The sequence below is a fragment of the Pseudomonas sp. NPDC089554 genome (assembly GCF_050280645.1).
Lineage (GTDB): Bacteria > Pseudomonadota > Gammaproteobacteria > Pseudomonadales > Pseudomonadaceae > Aquipseudomonas.
This window is the reverse complement of the sequence record NZ_JBNNVR010000020.1, coordinates 1-18,323: the sequence shown is the minus strand read 5'-3', so window position 1 is coordinate 18,323 and position 18,323 is coordinate 1. Positions and strand designations below refer to the sequence as shown.

13 protein-coding genes and 1 pseudogene are annotated in these 18,323 nt (G+C 63.5%); 5 read left to right on the top strand and 9 right to left on the bottom strand.

Translation table 11 applies throughout. The features are described 5' to 3' along the window. Positions 1 to 30: 30 nt before the first annotated feature. Positions 31 to 960: a carbon-nitrogen hydrolase family protein gene (locus ACQKPE_RS08825; protein WP_427665004.1), complete on the top strand. Its 930-nt coding sequence runs from the start codon at positions 31 to 33 to the stop codon at positions 958 to 960. Between the two features lie 42 nt (positions 961 to 1,002). Here ACQKPE_RS08825 and ACQKPE_RS08820 read toward each other — a convergent pair whose 3' ends face one another. Together ACQKPE_RS08820 and ACQKPE_RS08815 are read right to left on the bottom strand one after the other, a co-directional pair. Beyond that, positions 1,003 to 2,511, bottom strand: coding sequence for a hypothetical protein (locus ACQKPE_RS08820; protein ID WP_427665003.1), 1,509 nt, complete (start codon positions 2,509 to 2,511; stop codon positions 1,003 to 1,005). Then, on the bottom strand, positions 2,508 to 4,193 hold the full coding sequence (locus ACQKPE_RS08815; RefSeq protein WP_427665002.1) for a hypothetical protein: 1,686 nt from the start codon (positions 4,191 to 4,193) through the stop codon (positions 2,508 to 2,510). The genes ACQKPE_RS08820 and ACQKPE_RS08815 overlap by 4 nt, the downstream gene beginning before the upstream one ends. A gap of 207 nt (positions 4,194 to 4,400) precedes the next feature. On the opposite strand from ACQKPE_RS08815, the gene ACQKPE_RS08810 reads away from it, so the two are divergent. Next, positions 4,401 to 5,753 (top strand): spinster family MFS transporter, encoded by a 1,353-nt coding sequence (locus tag ACQKPE_RS08810; RefSeq protein WP_427665000.1) that lies wholly within the window; start codon positions 4,401 to 4,403, stop codon positions 5,751 to 5,753. Positions 5,754 to 5,872: 119 nt separating this feature from the next. On the opposite strand, the gene ACQKPE_RS08805 is transcribed toward ACQKPE_RS08810, so the two are convergent. Further along, positions 5,873 to 6,364, bottom strand: coding sequence for an Lrp/AsnC family transcriptional regulator (locus ACQKPE_RS08805; protein WP_427664999.1), 492 nt, complete (start codon positions 6,362 to 6,364; stop codon positions 5,873 to 5,875). Between the two features lie 136 nt (positions 6,365 to 6,500). On the opposite strand from ACQKPE_RS08805, the gene ACQKPE_RS08800 reads away from it, so the two are divergent. Together ACQKPE_RS08800 and ACQKPE_RS08795 are read left to right on the top strand one after the other, a co-directional pair. Further along, the gene (locus tag ACQKPE_RS08800; RefSeq protein ID WP_427664997.1) at positions 6,501 to 7,430 is read left to right on the top strand and encodes a DMT family transporter; all 930 of its coding nucleotides are present in this window, start codon (positions 6,501 to 6,503) and stop codon (positions 7,428 to 7,430) included. A 73-nt stretch (positions 7,431 to 7,503) separates the two neighbouring features. Continuing rightward, positions 7,504 to 9,357: an ABC transporter ATP-binding protein gene (locus ACQKPE_RS08795; RefSeq protein WP_427664995.1), complete on the top strand. Its 1,854-nt coding sequence runs from the start codon at positions 7,504 to 7,506 to the stop codon at positions 9,355 to 9,357. Between the two features lie 54 nt (positions 9,358 to 9,411). On the opposite strand, the gene ACQKPE_RS08790 is transcribed toward ACQKPE_RS08795, so the two are convergent. Next, positions 9,412 to 11,961 (bottom strand): HWE histidine kinase domain-containing protein, encoded by a 2,550-nt coding sequence (locus tag ACQKPE_RS08790; RefSeq protein ID WP_427664993.1) that lies wholly within the window; start codon positions 11,959 to 11,961, stop codon positions 9,412 to 9,414. A gap of 233 nt (positions 11,962 to 12,194) precedes the next feature. Between ACQKPE_RS08790 and ACQKPE_RS08785 the strand changes: the two genes are divergently transcribed. Next, entirely contained in the window at positions 12,195 to 14,399 is a 2,205-nt protein-coding gene (locus ACQKPE_RS08785) for a TonB-dependent receptor (protein ID WP_427664992.1), read from the top strand. Positions 14,400 to 14,473: 74 nt separating this feature from the next. Here the strand turns inward: ACQKPE_RS08785 and ACQKPE_RS08780 are convergent, their stop codons facing one another. The 5 genes and pseudogenes from ACQKPE_RS08780 to ACQKPE_RS08760 form a co-directional block, all read right to left on the bottom strand. Next, on the bottom strand, positions 14,474 to 14,728 hold the full coding sequence (locus ACQKPE_RS08780; RefSeq protein WP_427664990.1) for a DUF3077 domain-containing protein: 255 nt from the start codon (positions 14,726 to 14,728) through the stop codon (positions 14,474 to 14,476). A 154-nt stretch (positions 14,729 to 14,882) separates the two neighbouring features. Then, positions 14,883 to 15,119: a hypothetical protein gene (locus ACQKPE_RS08775; protein ID WP_427664989.1), complete on the bottom strand. Its 237-nt coding sequence runs from the start codon at positions 15,117 to 15,119 to the stop codon at positions 14,883 to 14,885. 328 nt (positions 15,120 to 15,447) lie between these two features. Next, the gene (locus ACQKPE_RS08770; RefSeq protein WP_427664987.1) at positions 15,448 to 17,058 is read right to left on the bottom strand and encodes an ABC transporter ATP-binding protein; all 1,611 of its coding nucleotides are present in this window, start codon (positions 17,056 to 17,058) and stop codon (positions 15,448 to 15,450) included. Between the two features lies 1 nt (position 17,059). Beyond that, positions 17,060 to 18,079 carry an ABC transporter permease gene (locus tag ACQKPE_RS08765; RefSeq protein ID WP_427664985.1) on the bottom strand — a complete coding sequence of 340 codons (1,020 nt, stop codon included), beginning with the start codon at positions 18,077 to 18,079 and terminating at the stop codon, positions 17,060 to 17,062. A 1-nt stretch (position 18,080) separates the two neighbouring features. Then, positions 18,081 to 18,242, bottom strand: a pseudogene (locus ACQKPE_RS08760) (microcin ABC transporter permease); the annotation flags it as partial. Positions 18,243 to 18,323 lie beyond the last annotated feature (81 nt).

Sequence of the window (18,323 nt, the reverse complement as noted above, 5' to 3'; positions counted from 1 at the left end):
ACCCCTTTTTCAGCAGAGACAGGAGTCATCATGACCCGTGTAGCAATCATCCAGGCCGCCTCGGTGCCCTACGAGCCGATGGCCAGTGTCGAAAAAGCCGCTGGCATTCTCAGCCGGGTGGCAGAACAGGGCGCAAAGCTTGCGGTGTTTCCCGAGGCGTTCATTGGCGGCTACCCCAAGGGCGCGTCGTTCGGCAGCGTGGTGGGTAACCGTGGCGCGGCCGGGCGGGCGCTGTACCAGCGCTATGTCGAAGGCGCCGTGACGCTGGACGGCCCGGAGCTGGCCGCCCTGGCCGAAAGCGTCGAGCAGACCGGCGTGACCACGGTGGTCGGCATCATCGAGCGCTTTGGCCGCACGCTCTATTGCACCGCCGTGACCCTGGTGCCAGGGCGTGGCATCGCCAACTACCGGCGCAAACTGATGCCCACCGGGCAGGAGCGCTTGATCTGGGGCTTCGGCGACGGCTCGACCCTGGCGCCTGTCAGCACTGAGCTGGGCGTGATCGGCAACGTGATCTGCTGGGAGAACTACATGCCGGCCTTGCGCCAGGCCATGTATGCACAAGGTGTGCAGCTGTATTGCACGCCCACCGCCGACGACCGCCCCAGCTGGGCCAGCTCCATGGTGCACATCGCGCTGGAGGGCAGGGTGTTCGTGCTGTCGTCCTGCCAGGCGATTCGCTTGGGCGAGTTCCCGGCGCAGCATCGTGAGGCGTTTGGTCTGGACTTCCAGGAAGACGACTACGTGATGCGCGGCGGCAGCATGATCGTCAGCCCCTTGGGTGAGGTGCTGGCCGGCCCGGTGTTCGATTGCGAGACCGAGCTTTACGCCGACCTGGACATGAGCCAGCTGAGCCAGGGCAACCTCGACTTCGATGCCGCCGGGCATTACTCGCGGCCGGATGTGTTCGAGCTGAAGGTCAATACCGCGCCGTTGCAGGCGGTCACCTTCGCGCCGTGAAACCACTCGACCGCGCCTTTGGCCGGCGCGGTCGAGCCATTTTCATGCTGCCAGCAGGCGTGCGTATTCGGCGTCCAGATATTCATCGACCGCTTCTACATCCAGCGACCCTGCCAGGTAGCAGGCTTTGAGCTCCTTGATCGCCAGGGTGCCGAAGCGGGCCCAGGCGATCAGGTTGCTGCGCACCATGAAGGCGACGATATTGCCCCCCGAGCGCAACGCGGCATCGGTGCCGTCCACCAGGCACAAGGTGCCATGGCCGATCAGCAGCATCCTGCGCAGCTCTGGGTTGCCGGCGGTGGGAATGCAATCGCGCCAGGCCTGCTCGTGGTAGAAGCGCTGCTTGATCACCCACATCATGCGGGTGAGCAGTTCGGTGATCAGCACCGGAATGGCCATGGCCAGGCCGTGGCGCAGGTCGTAGCCGGCTTCGAATACTTTTACGGCGATGGTCGAGAAGGTCTGGCGATGCTGGCCGAAGGCACCCACGTTGAGAAACTGCAGCAGCGAATAGAAGGGAATCGGAATACCCGACCCGCGCCCGGCATTCACCTTGCCACGCCCGCCAGATGAACCGGCCATGTCCGAGAACAGGTGCCCCAGCCAGTTCATGAAGCCTGCGAATACCTTGGCCACCAGGTTGGAGCCACTGAGTTCGAAGGTCTTGGTGTCGATGCTGATCAGCTTGCCCTTGTCGACGAAATGGGCGGTGTTGCTGAACTGATCGAGAATCGAGAAGAACAGCCCCACCAGGTCGGGTGAATGGCCCAGGCTTTTCACATGGTGGTTGCTCATCGACATGTTCTTCACCGCACCGCCGGTGGCATGGGTGGTGGCGTGGTCATAGTTGATGTGGAACTTTTGCTCGAGAAAGCTGATGGCACTGGCGATTTCGCTGGAGCCCTCTCGTGCACCTTTCCAGCCATTGAGCTTGGCAAAGCCCTTGACCGCGTTGTCGGTCTGCTCATCGGCCCATTTGCCCAAAGCGCCCTTGCCCGGCACGCCTACGAAGAACACATCGACCAGACCGCCGATCAGGCCGCAGGTGCCGGCGATCATGTAGTCGTACTTGTCGCAGGCGGCGGCCTTGAGTGCGAACTCGTCCTTGATGCGTTTTTCCAGCATGACCCGCTGGCTGTCGGTCATCAGGCCGCGGAACGGGTCTTCGGCGCGTTCGAGCCCTTGGCGCGCGGCATAGTTGTCGAGCTGGGCCAGGCAGTCGAGCCAGTTCGCGTCGTCGTCGAGCTCGACGACGTCGAGCATCGGTAGCGGTTGCAGCGTTGCCTGGTAGTCCGAAGGTGTTGCCAGCAACTCGTGCTCGAACATGGCCGTTTCATCGGCATCGACGACGAACACCAGGTCCTGGCCTTCCAACGCGTCGTTGGCTTGGGCCAGGAGGCTGTCCAGCAGGTCGGCGTTGCTGCGCTGGTCATGGGCCATCTGTTCGAGCGTGCCGAGCATGGTGTCCAGGTGCGCATTGCTCTGGTCGAGCTGATGCTGCTGGATACCCAGCGCCTGGGCTTGTTCGTAGAGCGGCGGCTTGGTGCTCATGAGAACAGGCTGCTCAGTTTTTCACGGGCCTTGCCCGCAGCTTCGCTGGCGGTGCCCAGCAGCACGTCGCCGACGTTGAAGTAGCCGATGGCTTCGAAGGCGCGGGCCAGGGTTTCCAGCTGCTTGCGGTCGCGGTCACGCTTGAGGCACAGCTTTACCTCGGTCTTTTCTTCGCCAGCCTCGTCGCGCCCTACCACGACCGGGCGTTCTTCGTAGAACTCGAGAATCCACGGGTACAGCTCTGCCTTGGTCGGTTCGCGGGTCAGCGCGCGCAGCTTGCTTTCATCCAGGTGCTGGGCGCAACGCAGCTTGGTGGCGCTGGCCTGGGCCGAGTTGGTCTTCTCCGTGAGCACTGCGCCTGCGCCTGTCATCTGCGCCATCAGTCCAGCCAGGCGCTTGATCTGCGCGTCCTGCACGCCGTGGGTGCGGATGGCTTCGTTGAGCTTCTCGGTGATGAAGTTGATGTCCTTCATCACCAGGGAAATGGTCAGTTGGGTCTGTTTGATCACTTCGTTGAGCATCAGCTCGCGGCGCTTGGAGCGGGTCAGCTCGTTGGCGCCGGTCAGCTTGCGTACACCTGCGTAGGCGCCGACACCAATCAACACCGCTACGCCGATGCCGGTCATCATCCCCGACATGCCGAGCAGCCCGCCCATGCCCAGGCTCGCCAGGCCAGAAGTCAGGCCCGCCGCCGACATGCCCACCACCGAGCCTGACAGGTACACCGCCGCCAGGGGCGTGCCCACTGCCGCGGCTTTTGCCGAGAGCAACTTCAGCGCCGAGACGATCTGGTCATCGGTCAGGTCGTCGCGCAGCATGTCGTAGTCATTCTTGATGGCCATGACCGCCAGCTCGATTTCCTCGTCGCTGACATCAAGCAATTCACGGTTGTTCTGCAGGAACGCGAACTGCGCGATGTCGCGCCCGCCGGTGCTGTAGTAGACGTTTATCAGGTCCTTGACCAGCGACACATGCAGCGCCTTGACCTGCCCGGCGGGGCTGTTGCTGTTGATGCGTTCGAGCAGGGTGGCCAGGGGGATGTGCCCGCTGCTGGAGGCCATGTAGGTGCGCAGGATGAAGCGGGCTTCGGGGGTGAGGTCCAGGCGGGTCATCAACTGGAGGACTTCGGCGAACTCCTTGTCATCGATGACCTGGTCGTTGTCGTAGGCCATGTTGATGACCGCCTGCACATAGGCGACTTTCAACGGCTCGCCCAGTTCATCGATGGAGATGAGTTGGCGCTCTTCGGTGAACTCGCTGAAGTCCTGCACGCAGGTTTGCAGGGTTTCCACCAGCTTGCGGTAGTTGCAGCTGAGCAGGCCGGTGATCGGCAGGGCCGCGCCTTCCTTGCGGCGGATCAGCAGCGACACTTCGGTCTTGTCGCCCTTGCTGCCGGTGACGGTCTCCACGTACTCGACGGCTTCGATGGAGGCGAAGGGCACGCTGACCGGGTCGGAAAAACTGCCGCGGTAGATCAACTGCTCGCCGGTGAACAAGATGCCGTCCTTGCCGCTGCCGAACAGGGTGTTGTCGAACAGCGCCACGACAGTGGACGGGCTACCGGTGAAGGCGAACGCTTTCACGGCATTGTTGAGTTTTTTCTCGTCGATTTGCGGCGCGATGCTGATGTTGCTGGAGATACCGACGAGGTTTTCCCGCAGGAAAACGTTGATGTTGGTCATGGCACATCCCTGTGAAAGGCTGGAGTGGCTTTTTGATATCAAGTCAATCTAGCAAATGCCATCCTCCAGCCCAAGGCTTTTTGACAGGCCTTCTCCATGCATCACTTGTCATCACCCCGGTCAATGGTGGCAGACGTCGCGCCACCTTACCCTCTAGATTCGCGAGGCATGCTGGAAGCCCTAACAAAAATAAAGAGGGAGCCGCCCATGACCACCGGTCCGCAAGTGTCCAACGCCTGGCGCATTCTGTTCCTGCTGTTCCTGGCCAACCTGTTCAACTTCTTCGACCGCACCATTCCCGCCATCATCATCGAACCGATCCGCCGGGAGTGGCACCTGAGCGACTTTCAGATCGGCCTGATCGGCACCGCCTTCACCCTGGTCTACGCCATTGCCGGCTTGCCGTTGGCGCGTCTGGCCGATACCGGTTCGCGGGCCAAGCTCATGGGCTGGGGCTTGATGGCCTGGAGCGGGCTGACGGCGGTCAATGGCATGGTCGGCAACTTCTGGAGCTTCCTGCTGGTGCGCATGGGCGTGGGCATTGGCGAGGCCAGCTATGCACCCGCTGCCAATTCGCTGATCGGAGACCTGTTCCCCGCCGAGCGGCGCTCGAGGGCGATGGGTATCTTCATGCTGGGCCTGCCGCTGGGGCTGCTGCTGGCATTCTTCACCATCGGCGCCATGGTGCAGGCGTTCGACAGCTGGCGTGCGCCGTTCTTCATCGCCGCCGTGCCGGGGATGCTATTGGCCGTATTCCTGTTCATGATTCGTGAACCGGCACGCGGCGCGGCGGAGGCGATGGCGATCTCCCAGGCCCCAATCGACCGCCCGCTGCGCCGGGTGCTCAGCGTGCCGACCTTCGCCTGGCTGGTGCTGGCGGGGCTGACCTTCAACTTCTCGTCCTACGCTTGCAACTCGTTCATGGTGCCGATGCTGCAACGCTACTTTGAGCTGTCGCTGCACCAGGCGGCGGTGTCTACCGGGGTGATCGTCGGGGTTACCGGCCTGTTCGGCCTGACCCTGGGCGGCTGGGTCGCCGACAAGGTGCACCAGCGCTGGGCCAATGGCCGCCTGCTGTTCGCCGTGGTCAGCATGTTCGTGGCCTCGCTGGCCACCGCCTGGGCGCTGCATGCGGGGCGCATCGAGCTGAGCGTGTTCGTCGCGGTGTTTGGAGTGGGCTGGCTGTTCTCGTACAACTTCTATACCTGCGTGTACACCGCTATCCAGGACGTGGTGCAACCGCGCCTGCGGGCCACGGCCATGGCCTTGTTCTTTGCCGGGTTGTACCTGCTCGGTGGCGGCCTGGGGCCGGTGGTGGTGGGTGGGCTGTCGGACCACTTCGCCAACCAGGCCATGCTGGCCGCCGGGGAGGTGGTGATGAACGAGGCGTTCAAGGCCCAGGGGCTGCACGATGCGATGTACCTCATTCCGGTGGCCTTGTTGCTGACCATGCTGTTTTTGCTGGGGGCTTCGCGCTGCTTCAGCCGGGATGCGCAGCGTATGCGCGAGGGGATGGTGGGGGAGGGTGAGGTGGTGGCTGGGCGGGCGGCTGAGGCTTGAGGCAAGGGGCCGCTCTGCGGCCCTTCGCGGGCAAGCCCGCTCCTACAGGCACTGCGCCAGCACTACATCTGTAGGAGCGGGCTTGCCCGCGAAGGGCTGCAGAGCAGCCCCAATAGCATTTAAGCCCCCCGCCCACGCAAGTGGTTGGTCGGCAACGCCGTGGTGTACTTCACCTGGCTCAAGGCAAAGCTCGACCTGATGCTCGCCACCACCGGAATCACCGTCAGGCAGTCGAGCAACAGGTTCTGGTACTCGCTCAAATCCTGGCTCACCACCCGCAGCATGAAGTCGGCCTCGCCACTCATCAGGTAGCACTCCATCACCTCGGGGCGTTCGCGGATGCAGTTGGTGAATACCTCCAGCGACTTCTTGTCCTGCAACTTGAGGGTCACGTGCACGAACACGTTGATGGCCAGGCCAAGGCTGGCCGGGTCGACCAAGGTCACCGCGCCGCGCAACACCCCGGCCTCCTTCATTTCCGCCACGCGGCGCCAGCACGGCGAGGCGGAAAGCCCCACCAGTTCGGCCAGTTCCGCGTTGCTCAGTTCGGCGTTGGATTGAAGGGCATCGAGGATACGCAGGCTGGCGTCATCGAGCTTGGCTCTGCTCATGGTGAGATTTACCTATTTTGTTTTTGGTTTCGGTAAACCTTACCTCATCCGCACAATTTGAGGACGAGATAGAACAGAATTTCTTCCTGCTTCGAAATAGCATTTGTCATGTGAATTCGAAGCGTCGGAGCCCGTCATGTCTGCATCCAATCAAGCCTGTGCAAGCCTGGGTCAAACCCGGCAATTGCCGTCCAACAGCTATGCCTGGCTTGCGCTGATGGTGCTGCTGTGGGGCGCGAGCTGGCCGATCACCAAGCTGGCATTGGCCGAAGTGTCGCCGCTGTGGCTGGCGACCATTCGCTTCGCCAGTGCCGGCGCCTGTTTGTTCGTGTACCTGGCCGTGCAGGGCCGCCTGCGCCTGCCGCCGAAGAAAGACCTGCCCATCGTGCTGTCCATCGGCCTGTTGCAGATGATGACCTTCACCGGCCTTGGCATGATCGCCATGGTGCATATCGACGCCAGTCGCGCAGTGCTGCTGGCCTACACCACGCCGCTGTGGTGCGTGCTCGCCGCCTGGGTGGTGTTCAAGGAGCGGCCGTCGAAGTTGCAGTTGCTGGCGCTGTTGGTGGGGTTGGCTGGCATCGCGGTCATCTGCTCGCCCGCCGAGCTGGACTGGAGCGCCGAGAGTACCGTGATGGGCGCCGCCTTCCTGTTGCTCGCGGCCATCGCCTGGGCGGTGGTGATCCTGCATGTGAAGCGCCACCGCTGGACGTCGTCGCCCATCGAGTTGGCGCCCTGGCAGATGCTGTTGGCCAGTGTGCCGTTGGCGATCGTCGCGTTCGTTCAGGAGGGCAGCCCGGCGAACATCGAGCTGAACCTGGGGCTGGTGCAGATGCTGGTGTTCATCGGCCCGATCGCCACCTCGGCGTGCTTCGTGATCTCGGCTGAACATGGCCGGCGTATCTCCACCTTCGAGATGTCGAACTTCACCCTGGGCGTTCCGCTGGTGGGTATCGCGCTCTCGCAACTGGTGCTGAACGTGGAAATCACCGCCGTGTTCACCCTGGGGCTTTGCCTGGTGGTAGCCGGTGTGGTGCTCGCGGCGCTGGCCGTGCGCAGGGCCTGAACAGGGACGCGGCGGGGGCCAAACGCGGCGATAAGTGGCAGAATCTCCAGGTTCTAGTGATATGGAGATTCTCATGCTGCGTGTATTCGAACGCTGGCTCGACCCTTTCCCACCCGATGAAGTCCCGCCGCCGCCCATGGGGCTGGCGCGCTTCATGTGGGCCTGCACGCGCGGTGCTCGCGGCTACATCCTGTTGATGGCGCTGCTCAGCGCCGCTGTTTCGATCTACGAAGCCTGGCTGTTTTCCTTCCTCGGCCAGGTGGTCGACCTGCTGTCGACCTGGCAGGCCGGCGACACGGTAGGCGAGCAGGAGCGCCAAGTGCTGTGGGGCGTAGGGCTGGTGCTGGTCACCAGCATCGGCCTGGTGGCCATGCGTACCGTGATGCAGCACCAGGTGCTGGCGATCAACCTGCCGCTGCGCCTGCGCTGGGACTTCCACCGCCTGATGCTGCGCCAGAGCCTGTCGTTCTTTTCCGACGAATTTTCCGGACGGGTCACCACCAAGGTGATGCAAACCGCCCTGGGCGTGCGCGAAGTGCTGTTCACCCTGATCGAGATCATTCCCGGTATCGGCGTGTACTTCGTGGCGATCATCGCCTTGGCAGGCGGCTTTGCGCTGAAACTGATGCTGCCCTTCCTGGCGTGGATCGCGCTGTTCGGCCTGGCCATGTGGTACTTCGTGCCACGCCTGGGCAAGGTGGGCCAGGAGCAGGCCCATGCGCGCTCGTCGATGACCGGCCGGGTGTCGGACGCCTACACCAACATCACCACGGTCAAGCTGTTCTCCCACTCCAAACGCGAGGCGCATTTCGCCCGCGCGGCGATGGAAGACTTCAAGCAGACCGGTTTCCGGCAGATGCGCCTGGTGAGCCAGTTCGAGATCGTCAACCAGGCGCTGGTGGTGGGCCTGATCATGAGCGCTGGCGGCTACGCCCTGTGGCTGTGGCACCAGGGCGAGGTGGGCGCTGGCGCGGTGGCGGCGATCACCGCCATGGCGTTGCGCATCAACGGCATGTCGCACTGGATCATGTGGCAGATGACCTCGCTGTTCGAAAGCATCGGCACCGTGCAGGACGGCATGGCCACCCTGGCCAGCGGCCCCAAGGTGCAGGACGCGCCGAACGCTGGTGTGCTGGAGCCGCGCGGCGGGGCGGTGAGCTTCGACAACGTGAGCTTCAACTACAACGGCGAGCGCCAGGTACTCGATGGCCTGAGCCTGGACATTCGCGCGGGCGAGAAGATCGGCCTGGTGGGCCGCTCGGGCGCAGGCAAGTCCACGTTGATCAACCTGCTGCTGCGCTTCTACGACGTCGATAGCGGGAAAATTCGCATCGATGGGCAGGACATCGCTCAGGTCACCCAGGACAGCTTGCGCGCCACCATCGGCATGGTGACCCAGGACACCTCGCTGCTGCACCGCTCGATCCGCGACAACATCGCCTATGGCCGCCCCGAGGCGACCGATGCGCAGATCCGCCGCGCCGCCTTCAGCGCCCAGGCCGATGGCTTCATCAACCAGCTGACCGACCCGCAAGGGCGCAGCGGCTACGACACTTTGGTGGGGGAGCGTGGCATCAAGCTGTCGGGTGGCCAGCGCCAGCGCATCGCCATTGCCCGAGTGATGCTCAAGAACGCGCCGATTTTGCTGTTAGACGAGGCCACCAGTGCGTTGGACTCGGAAGTGGAAGTGGCGATTCAGGAAAACCTGGATGAAATGATGCAGGGCAAGACGGTGATCGCCATCGCCCACCGGTTGTCGACCATTGCGGCGATGGACCGGTTGGTGGTGATGGACGAGGGGCGGATCATCGAGCAGGGCACCCATGCTGAGTTGCTCGCCAAAAATGGCACCTATGCCAAGTTGTGGCAGCACCAGAGTGGTGGGTTCCTGGGGGAAGACCAGGGGGTGGTCGAGGCGTTGGAGTAAGCAGCGCAGCAATACTGTTCACTTGACATCGCCGGGGCCGCAAAGCGGCCCCAACTACCGCGCGTCGCTCGAAAGCAACCGCTGCAAGCTCGACAGGATGGACACCGCATCGTACGGCTTGCGCACCACTGGCACCCCACGCAGTCGGTCCGGCAAGCTCGCGCTGTCGCCATAGCCTGTGGCGAACACGAAAGGAATATTGCGTTTGACCAGCTCGTCGGCCACCGCCACCGAGGTGCCGCTGCCGAGGTTCACATCCAGCACCGCCACATCAGGCGCGCGGCTGGCGATCAGGCGCAGGGCCTCCACCTCGGAACTGGCAGTGCGCACATCGCTCACCAGGGCATCGGCCAATATCTGTTCCAGGCCCACCGCAATCACCAACTGGTCCTCGACGATCAGCACGTTCAGCGCCTGAAGCGCCTCGAAGTTGCCGCCGCCCAGTGCCGCCGGTACTTCCTGGGCACTGGCCGGCTCTGCCTCGGCGACAGTGATGTGCTTGGCCGGAATGCGGAACAGCCCGCGCACGCCTTCGGGCAGGTATTCCACGCGGCTGGTGCCGCCCAGGTCGAACGGAATGCTGCGGTCGATCAGCACCGAGCCAAAGCCGCTGCGGCTAGGCGCGCGCACCGTCGGCCCATCGCGCTCCACCCAGGTGATGTCGCAGGCCATGCCAGCGTCCAGCGTCCAGCTGACCGAGAGCTTGCCACCGGCCCGCGACAGTGCCCCGTACTTCGCCGCGTTGGTCGCCAGCTCGTGTAGCACCAGTGCCATCACCGAGTAGGCGCGGGCATCGAGGATCACCGTCGGGCCTGCCAGCTCGATCACTTCGGCAGAGCCGCGATAGGGCGAAAGTTCCGCCTCCAGCAGCGCCGACAGACGCCCACCGCCATCGCCGCGCACCACCTGGTCGTGGGCTAGCGACAGGGCCTGGATCCGCCCCTTGAGCTTGCCTACGTAGTCCTTCAGCGGCTGGCCTTCGGAGGTGGGGTGCGCCACCAGCGCGCCGATCAGCGACAGGATGTTCTTGACCCGGTGGTTGAGCTCCTCGTTGAGCATGCGCTGGCGCACGTCGGCCTTGGAGCGTTCGCTGGCCAGCAGCTCGCTGTTGTGCAGCGCCACCTCGACCACAGCGGTGCGAATGGCTTCGCCGAACTGGCGGTCCTGCTCGCTCCAGGGCTGCGACTGCTGGTGCACGGTTTCCTTCCAGATGGCGAAGCTCTTGCGTGGGGTCAGGCGCTCGCCGTGGGTGCCGGTGTCATAGGTCTTGTTCGGGTCGCCGGCCCAGTCGAGGGTTTCCAGTACTTCCTTGCGAAACAGCACCAGGTAGTCCCGTGGGTGCTGCGACATGGGAATGATCAGCACGCCTGACACCTGCGCCGCATAGGCCTGGGCGGGCGGGTGCACGCTCGACAGGCGGTTGGAGGCCCAGGTCTGGCCCTCGGCGACGCTCTGCGCCAGGCTCAGCAGTTCGGTGATGGCGGCCGCGGGCGGGGTGAGGCCGAGCGACGACCAGCGACCTTGCAGCGACATGCCGATGCCGTCGCACGCCACCAGCGACTTGAATTCGCCCAGGCGGGCATGGAAGAACTCGGCCATGTCCGGCGCCTGGTTGGCGTTGCGCAGCAGCGTGTCCAGCGCCTGGTGGACATGCCGGGAAGCATCGAGCTGCTGGCGGCTGCGCAGGCGCTCGATGTGCAGGGAGAAGAATTCGCCGAACATCTCGGCGGCCACCCGTTGCCCCATGGGCAGGGCGCGTGGCGCATAGTGATGGCAGGCGATCAGGCCCCACAGCTGGCCATCGACGATGATCGAGATGGACATCGACGCACCTACGCCCATGTTGGTGAGGTATTCGCAATGAATGGGCGAGACGCTGCGCAAGTGCGCGTAGGAAAGATCCAGCGGCTCGCCTGAAGGGTCCAGCACCGGCTCCAGCGGCACGGTCTTGCAAGTAGCATCGGAAATCACCCGGATCGGGTTGCGCAGGTACAGGGCGCGGGCCTGCTGGGGAATGTCGGAGGCTGGGAAGTATTGCCCCATGAAGCTTTCCAGGTCGCCGCGCTTGGCTTCGGCCACCACCTTGCCGGCGCCATCGACACCCAGCTTGTAGATCATCACCCGGTCATAGCCGAGCACCGCCCGCACGAAGCGCGCGGCGTCGCGGTACAGCTTGGCATTCTGGTCGATCTCGCGCAGCTGGGCGATCAGCGCGCGGGCCAGTTCCACGGGCTCGGCGACACTGGCGCCGGCCGCCTCGAATTCGATGATCGCAGTGCCTTTGAACAGGTGCGCGCTGATGTCGAACACCTTGCCCGAGGCCAGCTGCACGCCGAACAACAGCGCAGGGCGGGAGGCTTCCTTGGTGCGCGCCAGGGCGTTGCGAATGGCATGCGCGGCTTCGTCGCCCAGCACTGCATGCAGCTTCTGGCCGTTGATCTCGGCGTTGCAGCCGAGCATGTCCGAGGTGTTGGCCGAATGGCGCAGGACGAGGTTGGCGTAAGCGTCGCAGGCAAGCAGGCAACCGTGGGGCTGGATGCTGCCCGGGATCTGGATGGGTTCGCGGTCGCAGTTGGTGAGGTTGACACCGTGTCTGAAGGTCATCGGCCCTGCCTGTTGGATAGAGGTACGTACACGCGCAGGCGTTGGCTGTGGTGTGCAGGCGGCGAGGCGAGTGAGGTGAGTCTAGCAGGGCTGCCCCTGGGGAGGCAGGCACCTGAAAACGTAACGTTTTTAGATGCTGGCAAAAAGCAGTAACATTTGATGGTATTTGAAGATACAAACCATTACCATTTGCGCGTTTTTTCTTATCTTCATTACTTGTCAGGGTTCGCAAAATGGCCTCTCGCTTCCCCTCTCGACCAGCCGCGCTGGCGTTCTTTTGCTCCGTAGGCTTCATGGCGCACGCCGCCGAGCCTATCCAGCTCGAAGCCACCGATATCAATGCCGACGCGATCAAGGCCCGTAACGATGGCTTGACCGAAGAGTTCGCCGGTGGCCAGGTCGCGCGGGGCGGGCGGATGGGGGTGCTGGGCAACCAGGACAACATGGACGTGCCCTTCACCATGACCAGCTACACCTCCAAGGTGATCGAGGACCAGCAGGCCGAAGACATCGGCGATGTGCTGGCGAACGACCCGTCGGTGCGTGAGTCGTTCGGCTTCGGCAACCAGTCGAAGGTCTTCGTGATTCGTGGCCTGCCGCTGAGCGGCGACGATATTTCCTTCAACGGCCTGTACGGCATCCTGCCGCGCCAGATCATGTCCACCGACGGCGTGGAACGGGTAGAGGTGTTCAAGGGCCCCAACGCCTTCCTCAATGGCGTAAGCCCCACCGGCACCGGGCTTGGCGGCAACGTCAACCTGCAACCCAAGCGCGCCCAGGACACCCCGACGCGCCGCTACACCCAGGACATCAGCACCGATGGCCGAATCGGCGAGCACCTGGACATCGGCCAGCGCTTCGGTGAAGACAACCGCTTTGGCGTGCGCCTGAACCTGAGCCAGCGCGAAGGCGAAACCGCCATCGACGACCAGGACCAGCGCTCCAAGTTGTTCGTCGCAGGGCTGGACTACCGCGGCGACAACTTCCGTGTTTCCACCGACTTCGGCTACCAGAAGCAGCGCATCAACCACCTGCGCAACTCGGTACGCCCAGGCACGGGGGCCAACCTCACGACCAAGGTTCCCACGGCGCCGGACGCCAGCCGCAACTATGGCCAGGACTGGACCTACAGCGAGTCGGAAGACACCTTCGGCATGATCCGTGGCGAGTGGGACCTGAGCGACAGCTGGACCGCCTACCTGGCCGGCGGCGCCCGCCACACCCGCGAGCACGGCACCTACGGCACCCCGGTGCTGGTCGGCAATAGCGGCTCGGCGACCTTGGGCGGCTCGGACATCGTCCATGGCGAAGACAACACCAGCTTCAGCGCAGGCCTCAATGGTCGCCTGCAAACCGGCCCGCTCAGCCACCAGATCGCTGTCGGCGCGAACACCATGTGGACCCAGGCGGAAAACGCCTACATCTTCTATCGCTCCACCACCGGCAACAGCAACATCTACAACCCCCTGCCGCTGCCACGGCCGACCGATATCAGCCTGACCGGTGGCGACATGGGCGACCCAGGCGTGACCGGCAAGGTGCGTAACCGCAGCATCGCCATTTCCGACACCATTGGCGTGTTCGACGACCGCCTGTTGCTGACCTACGGCGTGCGCCGCCAGCAATTGTTGGTGCAGAACTACACCTACGACGGCACCACCTCCAACGGCGTGGCCAACCCGCGCAATGACGGCAGCCGTAGCGGCGAGCCGTACGACGAGGGCATCACCACGCCGGTGTACGGCATCGTGTTCAAGGCCACCGACAGCGTCTCGCTGTACGCCAACCGTATCGAAGGCCTGGCCCAAGGCCCGACCGCACCTGCGAACGTGATCAACGCCGGGCAGATGTTCCCGCCGGGCCGCACCAAGCAGCTGGAAATGGGGATCAAGCTCGACAAGCAAACCTACGGCGCCAACCTGGCCGTGTTCCGCATCGAGAAGCCTTCGGACGGCTACACCCAGGGCACCAGTTTCATTCGTGATGGCGAGCAGGTGAACAAGGGCATCGAGCTGAGCGTTTATGGCGAGCCGATCAGCGGCCTGCGCCTGATGGCTGGCGGTACCCGCATGAGCTCGGAGCAGAAGAAGACCCTCAATGGCCTGAACGATGGCAACGATGCCATTGGCGTGCCGACCTTCCAGCTGAACGCCAGTGTCGACTGGGATGTACCGGGTGTGAATGGCCTGGCGCTCAATGCGCGCATGCTGCGTACCGGTGGCCAGTACGTCGATGCGGCGAACAACCTCAGCCTGCCGACCTGGAACCGTTTCGACGCTGGTGCGCGCTACAAGCTGAAGCTGGCCGAGAAGGACCTGACCTTGCGCGTGAATGTCGAGAACATCACCGACAAGAACTACTGGGCCTCGGCCAACGGCGGCTACATGACTCAGGGCGATCCGCGGTTGGTGAAGTTCTCCGGCACCATCGATTTCTGATTTCGTCGAAGTAGCGGCAAGACTGGGGTGGCATGTGTCTCACATGCCACCCCAGTTGTTTTTGGGCTGCGCCGTTAATGGCACATGCCCAGTTCTGCGTCGTCCATCAGTGCCTTGGCCTGCGAGGCCCAGATCAGCTGGGGGTTCTCGTCCATCAGGCCGGAGAGGGTCATGTCGCGCACGTAGCCCATCAGTTCTGAAGCCTGCTCGCGGGCGTGTTGGCAGGGGATGCCGGGTTCGATGCAGAACAGGGGGTGGGTTTGGCCTTCGCCTTGGTAGAACTTGGTTTTGCCGACGGTGGTTTTGGTGGGGGTGTCGTCTGTTGGCATGGTGATCTTTCCCTGAAAAGTGGGGTGCCTGTTCCGGCCCTTTCGCGGGCAAGCCCGCTCCTACAGGTACAGCGCCGCTCTCTGGCCTGCGGTGAACCTGTAGGAGCGGGCTTGCCCGCGAAAGGGCCAGAACAGCCAATGTAAAACCTGATGCTTAGTGCCTTGCCTGCGCCGGCATCTGCACTTGAATCAACGCCGACTCAAGCAACACCCGCAGCGACTCGATCTCGTGCAGCGAGGCCATCATCAGAATCGCGCCAGGGCATTTGGGCAGAAGCAACAACGCCTGATGAGCCACGGTTTGCGCGCACAAGGCGTAGTCGGTGGCTTGGATCAGGGTGTCTTCGAGAGAATGAGGGGCGTGAGGTGGATCGGGGACGATCTTCAACATAGCTATTTACCTTCAAGTGCGGCCGCCCACCTGCTGTCAAACAGAAGGGTGGCAGCTGTACGTGGGTTGACAGACCGGCGGTAAATAGCAAATCTCCGGCGCACGCAAGCGTGCCCGCACGTACAGCCGCCATAAAGGCTTAGCCATACGCTATTTACCGTTACAGCCTGTCAAAGCTGTGTCGTTGATAAGCAACGACCCGCCGAGACTAGAGCGGTGCTAGAGCGGCTGCAACGGAAAAAAGGCGGTAGAAGAATGTTTGGGAAACGTACTACAAGGAAGCGGACAAATCCGATTTTCCGCCCCGCATTCGAGGCGCAATAACCTGCTACACCGCCGGCTCCACTTCCAGGAACGCCGCCTCCAGCAACTGCTTGGTATACGGATGCTGCGGCGCATGGAAGATCCCCGACGCCTCCCCCTGTTCCACCACATGCCCATGTTTGATCACCATCAACTGGTGACTCAGCGCCTTCACCACCGCCAAGTCATGGCTGATGAACAGGTAAGTGAGGTTGTACTTGCGCTGCAACGAGCGCAGCAGCTCTACCACCTGGCGCTGCACCGTGCGGTCCAGCGCTGAAGTGGGCTCATCCAGCAGGATCAACGCAGGCTTCAACACCAACGCCCGGGCAATGGCGATGCGCTGGCGTTGGCCGCCGGAGAATTCATGGGGGTAGCGGTGGCGGGTGCGTGGGTCCAGGCCCACTTCCTCCAGTGCTGCGATAATCGCTTTTTCCTGCTCTTCAGGCGTGCCGATCTTGTGAATCCGCAAACCCTCGCCAACGATCTCGCTCACGCACATGCGTGGGCTCAGGCTACCGAACGGGTCTTGGAACACCACCTGCATTTCCCGGCGCAGCGGGCGCACCTGCTTCTGGTTCAGGTCTTCGAGGTCGTGGCCGTGGAAGTGAATGCCGCCCCGGCTGGAAATCAGCCGCAGGATCGCCAGGCCCAGGGTCGACTTGCCCGAACCGCTCTCGCCGACGATGCCCAGGGTCTGCCCCTGGGGCAGGCTGAAGTTCACCCCGTCCACCGCCTTCACATGGTCCACGGTGCGGCGCAGCAGGCCTTTCTTGATCGGGAACCACACGCGCAGGTCGTTCACTGCCAACAGCGGCTTGCCGATGTCGGTGGCGGCAGGCTCGCCGCTGGGTTCGGCGTTGATCAGCATCTGCGTGTAGGGGTGCTTGGGCTGCTTGAACAGCGTGGCGCAGTCGGCCTGCTCGACGATCTTGCCGCACTGCATCACGCATACGCGGTGGGCGATGCGGCGCACTAGGTTGAGGTCGTGGCTGATCAGCAGCAGGGCCATGCCCAAACGCGCTTGCAGCGACTTGAGCAGGTCGAGGATCTTCAACTGCACGGTCACATCCAGCGCCGTGGTGGGTTCGTCGGCAATCAGCAGTTCCGGCTCGTTGGCCAGGGCCATGGCGATCATCACCCGCTGGCGCTGACCGCCGGACAGTTCATGGGGCAGGGCCTTGAGGCGCTTCTTCGGCTCGGGGATGCCCACCAGTTCCAGCAGCTCCAGGGTGCGGGCGGTGGCGGCCTTGCCGGTCAGGCCCTTGTGCAGCAGGAGGATTTCGTTGATCTGCTTCTCGATGCTGTGCAGCGGGTTCAGCGAGGTCATCGGCTCCTGGAAGATCATCGCGATGCGGTTGCCGCGAATGCGCTGCATCGGTTTCTCGCCCAGGTGCAGCAGGTCTTGCCCGGCGTACTGGATGACGCCGGACGGGTGCCGGGCCAGGGGGTAGGGCAGCAGGCGCAGGATCGAGTGGGCGGTGACCGACTTGCCCGAGCCGCTTTCGCCGACCAGGGCCAGGGTCTCGCCCTTGCGGATATCGAAGCTGATACCGTCGACCACGCGGTTGACTTGGTCGCCCGTGACGAACTCGACCGCCAGGTCGCGTACTTCGATCAGGGTGTCTTGGCTCATGTCATTTCCTCGGGTCGAAGGCATCGCGGGCGGATTCGCCGATGAACACCAGCAGGCTCAGCATCACCGCCAGCACGGCGAAGGCGCTGATGCCCAGCCACGGTGCCTGCAGGTTGGACTTGCCCTGGGCCACCAGCTCGCCCAGCGAGGCGGAGCCGGCGGGCAGGCCGAAGCCCAGGAAGTCCAGGGCGGTGAGGGTGCCGATGGCGCCGGTCAGGATGAACGGCATGAAGGTCATGGTGGAGATCATCGCGTTGGGCAAGATGTGTCGGAACATGATCGGCCCGTTGCGCATGCCCAGGGCGCGGGCGGCGCGCACGTACTCGAGGTTGCGCCCACGCAGGAACTCGGCGCGCACCACGTCCACCAGGCTCATCCAGGAGAACAGCAGCATCATGCCCAGCAGCCACCAGAAGTTCGGCTGCACGAAGCTTGCGAGGATGATCAGCAGGTACAGCACTGGCAGGCCCGACCAGATTTCCAGAAAACGCTGCCCGGCCAGGTCGACCCAACCACCATAGAAGCCCTGCAAGGCCCCGGCGATCACGCCGACGATGGAGCTGAGCACGGTCAATGTCAGGGCGAACAGCACCGACACGCGGAAGCCGTAGATCACCCGGGCCAGCACGTCGCGGCCCTGGTCGTCGGTGCCCAGCAGGTTGTCTGTCGAGGGTGGCGCGGGGGCGGGCACCTTGAGGTCGTAGTTGATGCTTTGGTAACTGTAGGGGATCGGCGCCCAGATCACTGTGCTGTCTTTGTGTGCCAGCAGCTCGCGGATATACGGGCTCTTGTAGTTGGCCTCCAGCGGGAATTCGCCGCCAAAGGTGGTCTCGGGGTAGCGCTTGAAGGCCGGGAAGTACCACTCGCCGTCGTAGCGCACGGCGATGGGCTTGTCGTTGGCGATCAGCTCGGCGCCCAGGCTCAGGCCGAACAGCACCAGGAACAGCCACAGCGACCACCAGCCACGGCGGTTGGCCTTGAAGCGCTCGAAGCGCCGACGGTTCAGGGGAGAGAGGGCCATGTCAGTGCTCCCGGCTGGCGAAGTCGATACGCGGGTCGACCAGGGTGTAGGTGAGGTCGCCGATCAGTTTCACCACCAGCCCCAGCAGGGTGAAGATGAACAGGGTGCCGAACACCACCGGGTAGTCGCGGTTGATCGCCGCTTCGAAGCTCATCAGGCCCAGGCAATATACGCCCCCGTCAGAATCACCCCGAACAAGCGCAACGTCTGCATCGCCAACACCATCCCCACATCCGCGTGGGTC

Coding starts and splice junctions, on each gene's coding strand:
- ACQKPE_RS08815 (WP_427665002.1), bottom strand. CDS start 4,193: ATGACCAACATCAACGTTTTCCTGCGGGAAAACCTCGTCGGTATCTCC.
- ACQKPE_RS08820 (WP_427665003.1), bottom strand. CDS start 2,511: ATGAGCACCAAGCCGCCGCTCTACGAACAAGCCCAGGCGCTGGGTATC.
- ACQKPE_RS08770 (WP_427664987.1), bottom strand. CDS start 17,058: ATGAGCCAAGACACCCTGATCGAAGTACGCGACCTGGCGGTCGAGTTC.
- ACQKPE_RS08810 (WP_427665000.1), top strand. CDS start 4,401: ATGACCACCGGTCCGCAAGTGTCCAACGCCTGGCGCATTCTGTTCCTG.
- ACQKPE_RS08795 (WP_427664995.1), top strand. CDS start 7,504: ATGCTGCGTGTATTCGAACGCTGGCTCGACCCTTTCCCACCCGATGAA.
- ACQKPE_RS08800 (WP_427664997.1), top strand. CDS start 6,501: ATGTCTGCATCCAATCAAGCCTGTGCAAGCCTGGGTCAAACCCGGCAA.
- ACQKPE_RS08765 (WP_427664985.1), bottom strand. CDS start 18,079: ATGGCCCTCTCTCCCCTGAACCGTCGGCGCTTCGAGCGCTTCAAGGCC.
- ACQKPE_RS08790 (WP_427664993.1), bottom strand. CDS start 11,961: ATGACCTTCAGACACGGTGTCAACCTCACCAACTGCGACCGCGAACCC.
- ACQKPE_RS08825 (WP_427665004.1), top strand. CDS start 31: ATGACCCGTGTAGCAATCATCCAGGCCGCCTCGGTGCCCTACGAGCCG.
- ACQKPE_RS08785 (WP_427664992.1), top strand. CDS start 12,195: ATGGCCTCTCGCTTCCCCTCTCGACCAGCCGCGCTGGCGTTCTTTTGC.
- ACQKPE_RS08780 (WP_427664990.1), bottom strand. CDS start 14,728: ATGCCAACAGACGACACCCCCACCAAAACCACCGTCGGCAAAACCAAG.
- ACQKPE_RS08775 (WP_427664989.1), bottom strand. CDS start 15,119: ATGTTGAAGATCGTCCCCGATCCACCTCACGCCCCTCATTCTCTCGAA.
- ACQKPE_RS08805 (WP_427664999.1), bottom strand. CDS start 6,364: ATGAGCAGAGCCAAGCTCGATGACGCCAGCCTGCGTATCCTCGATGCC.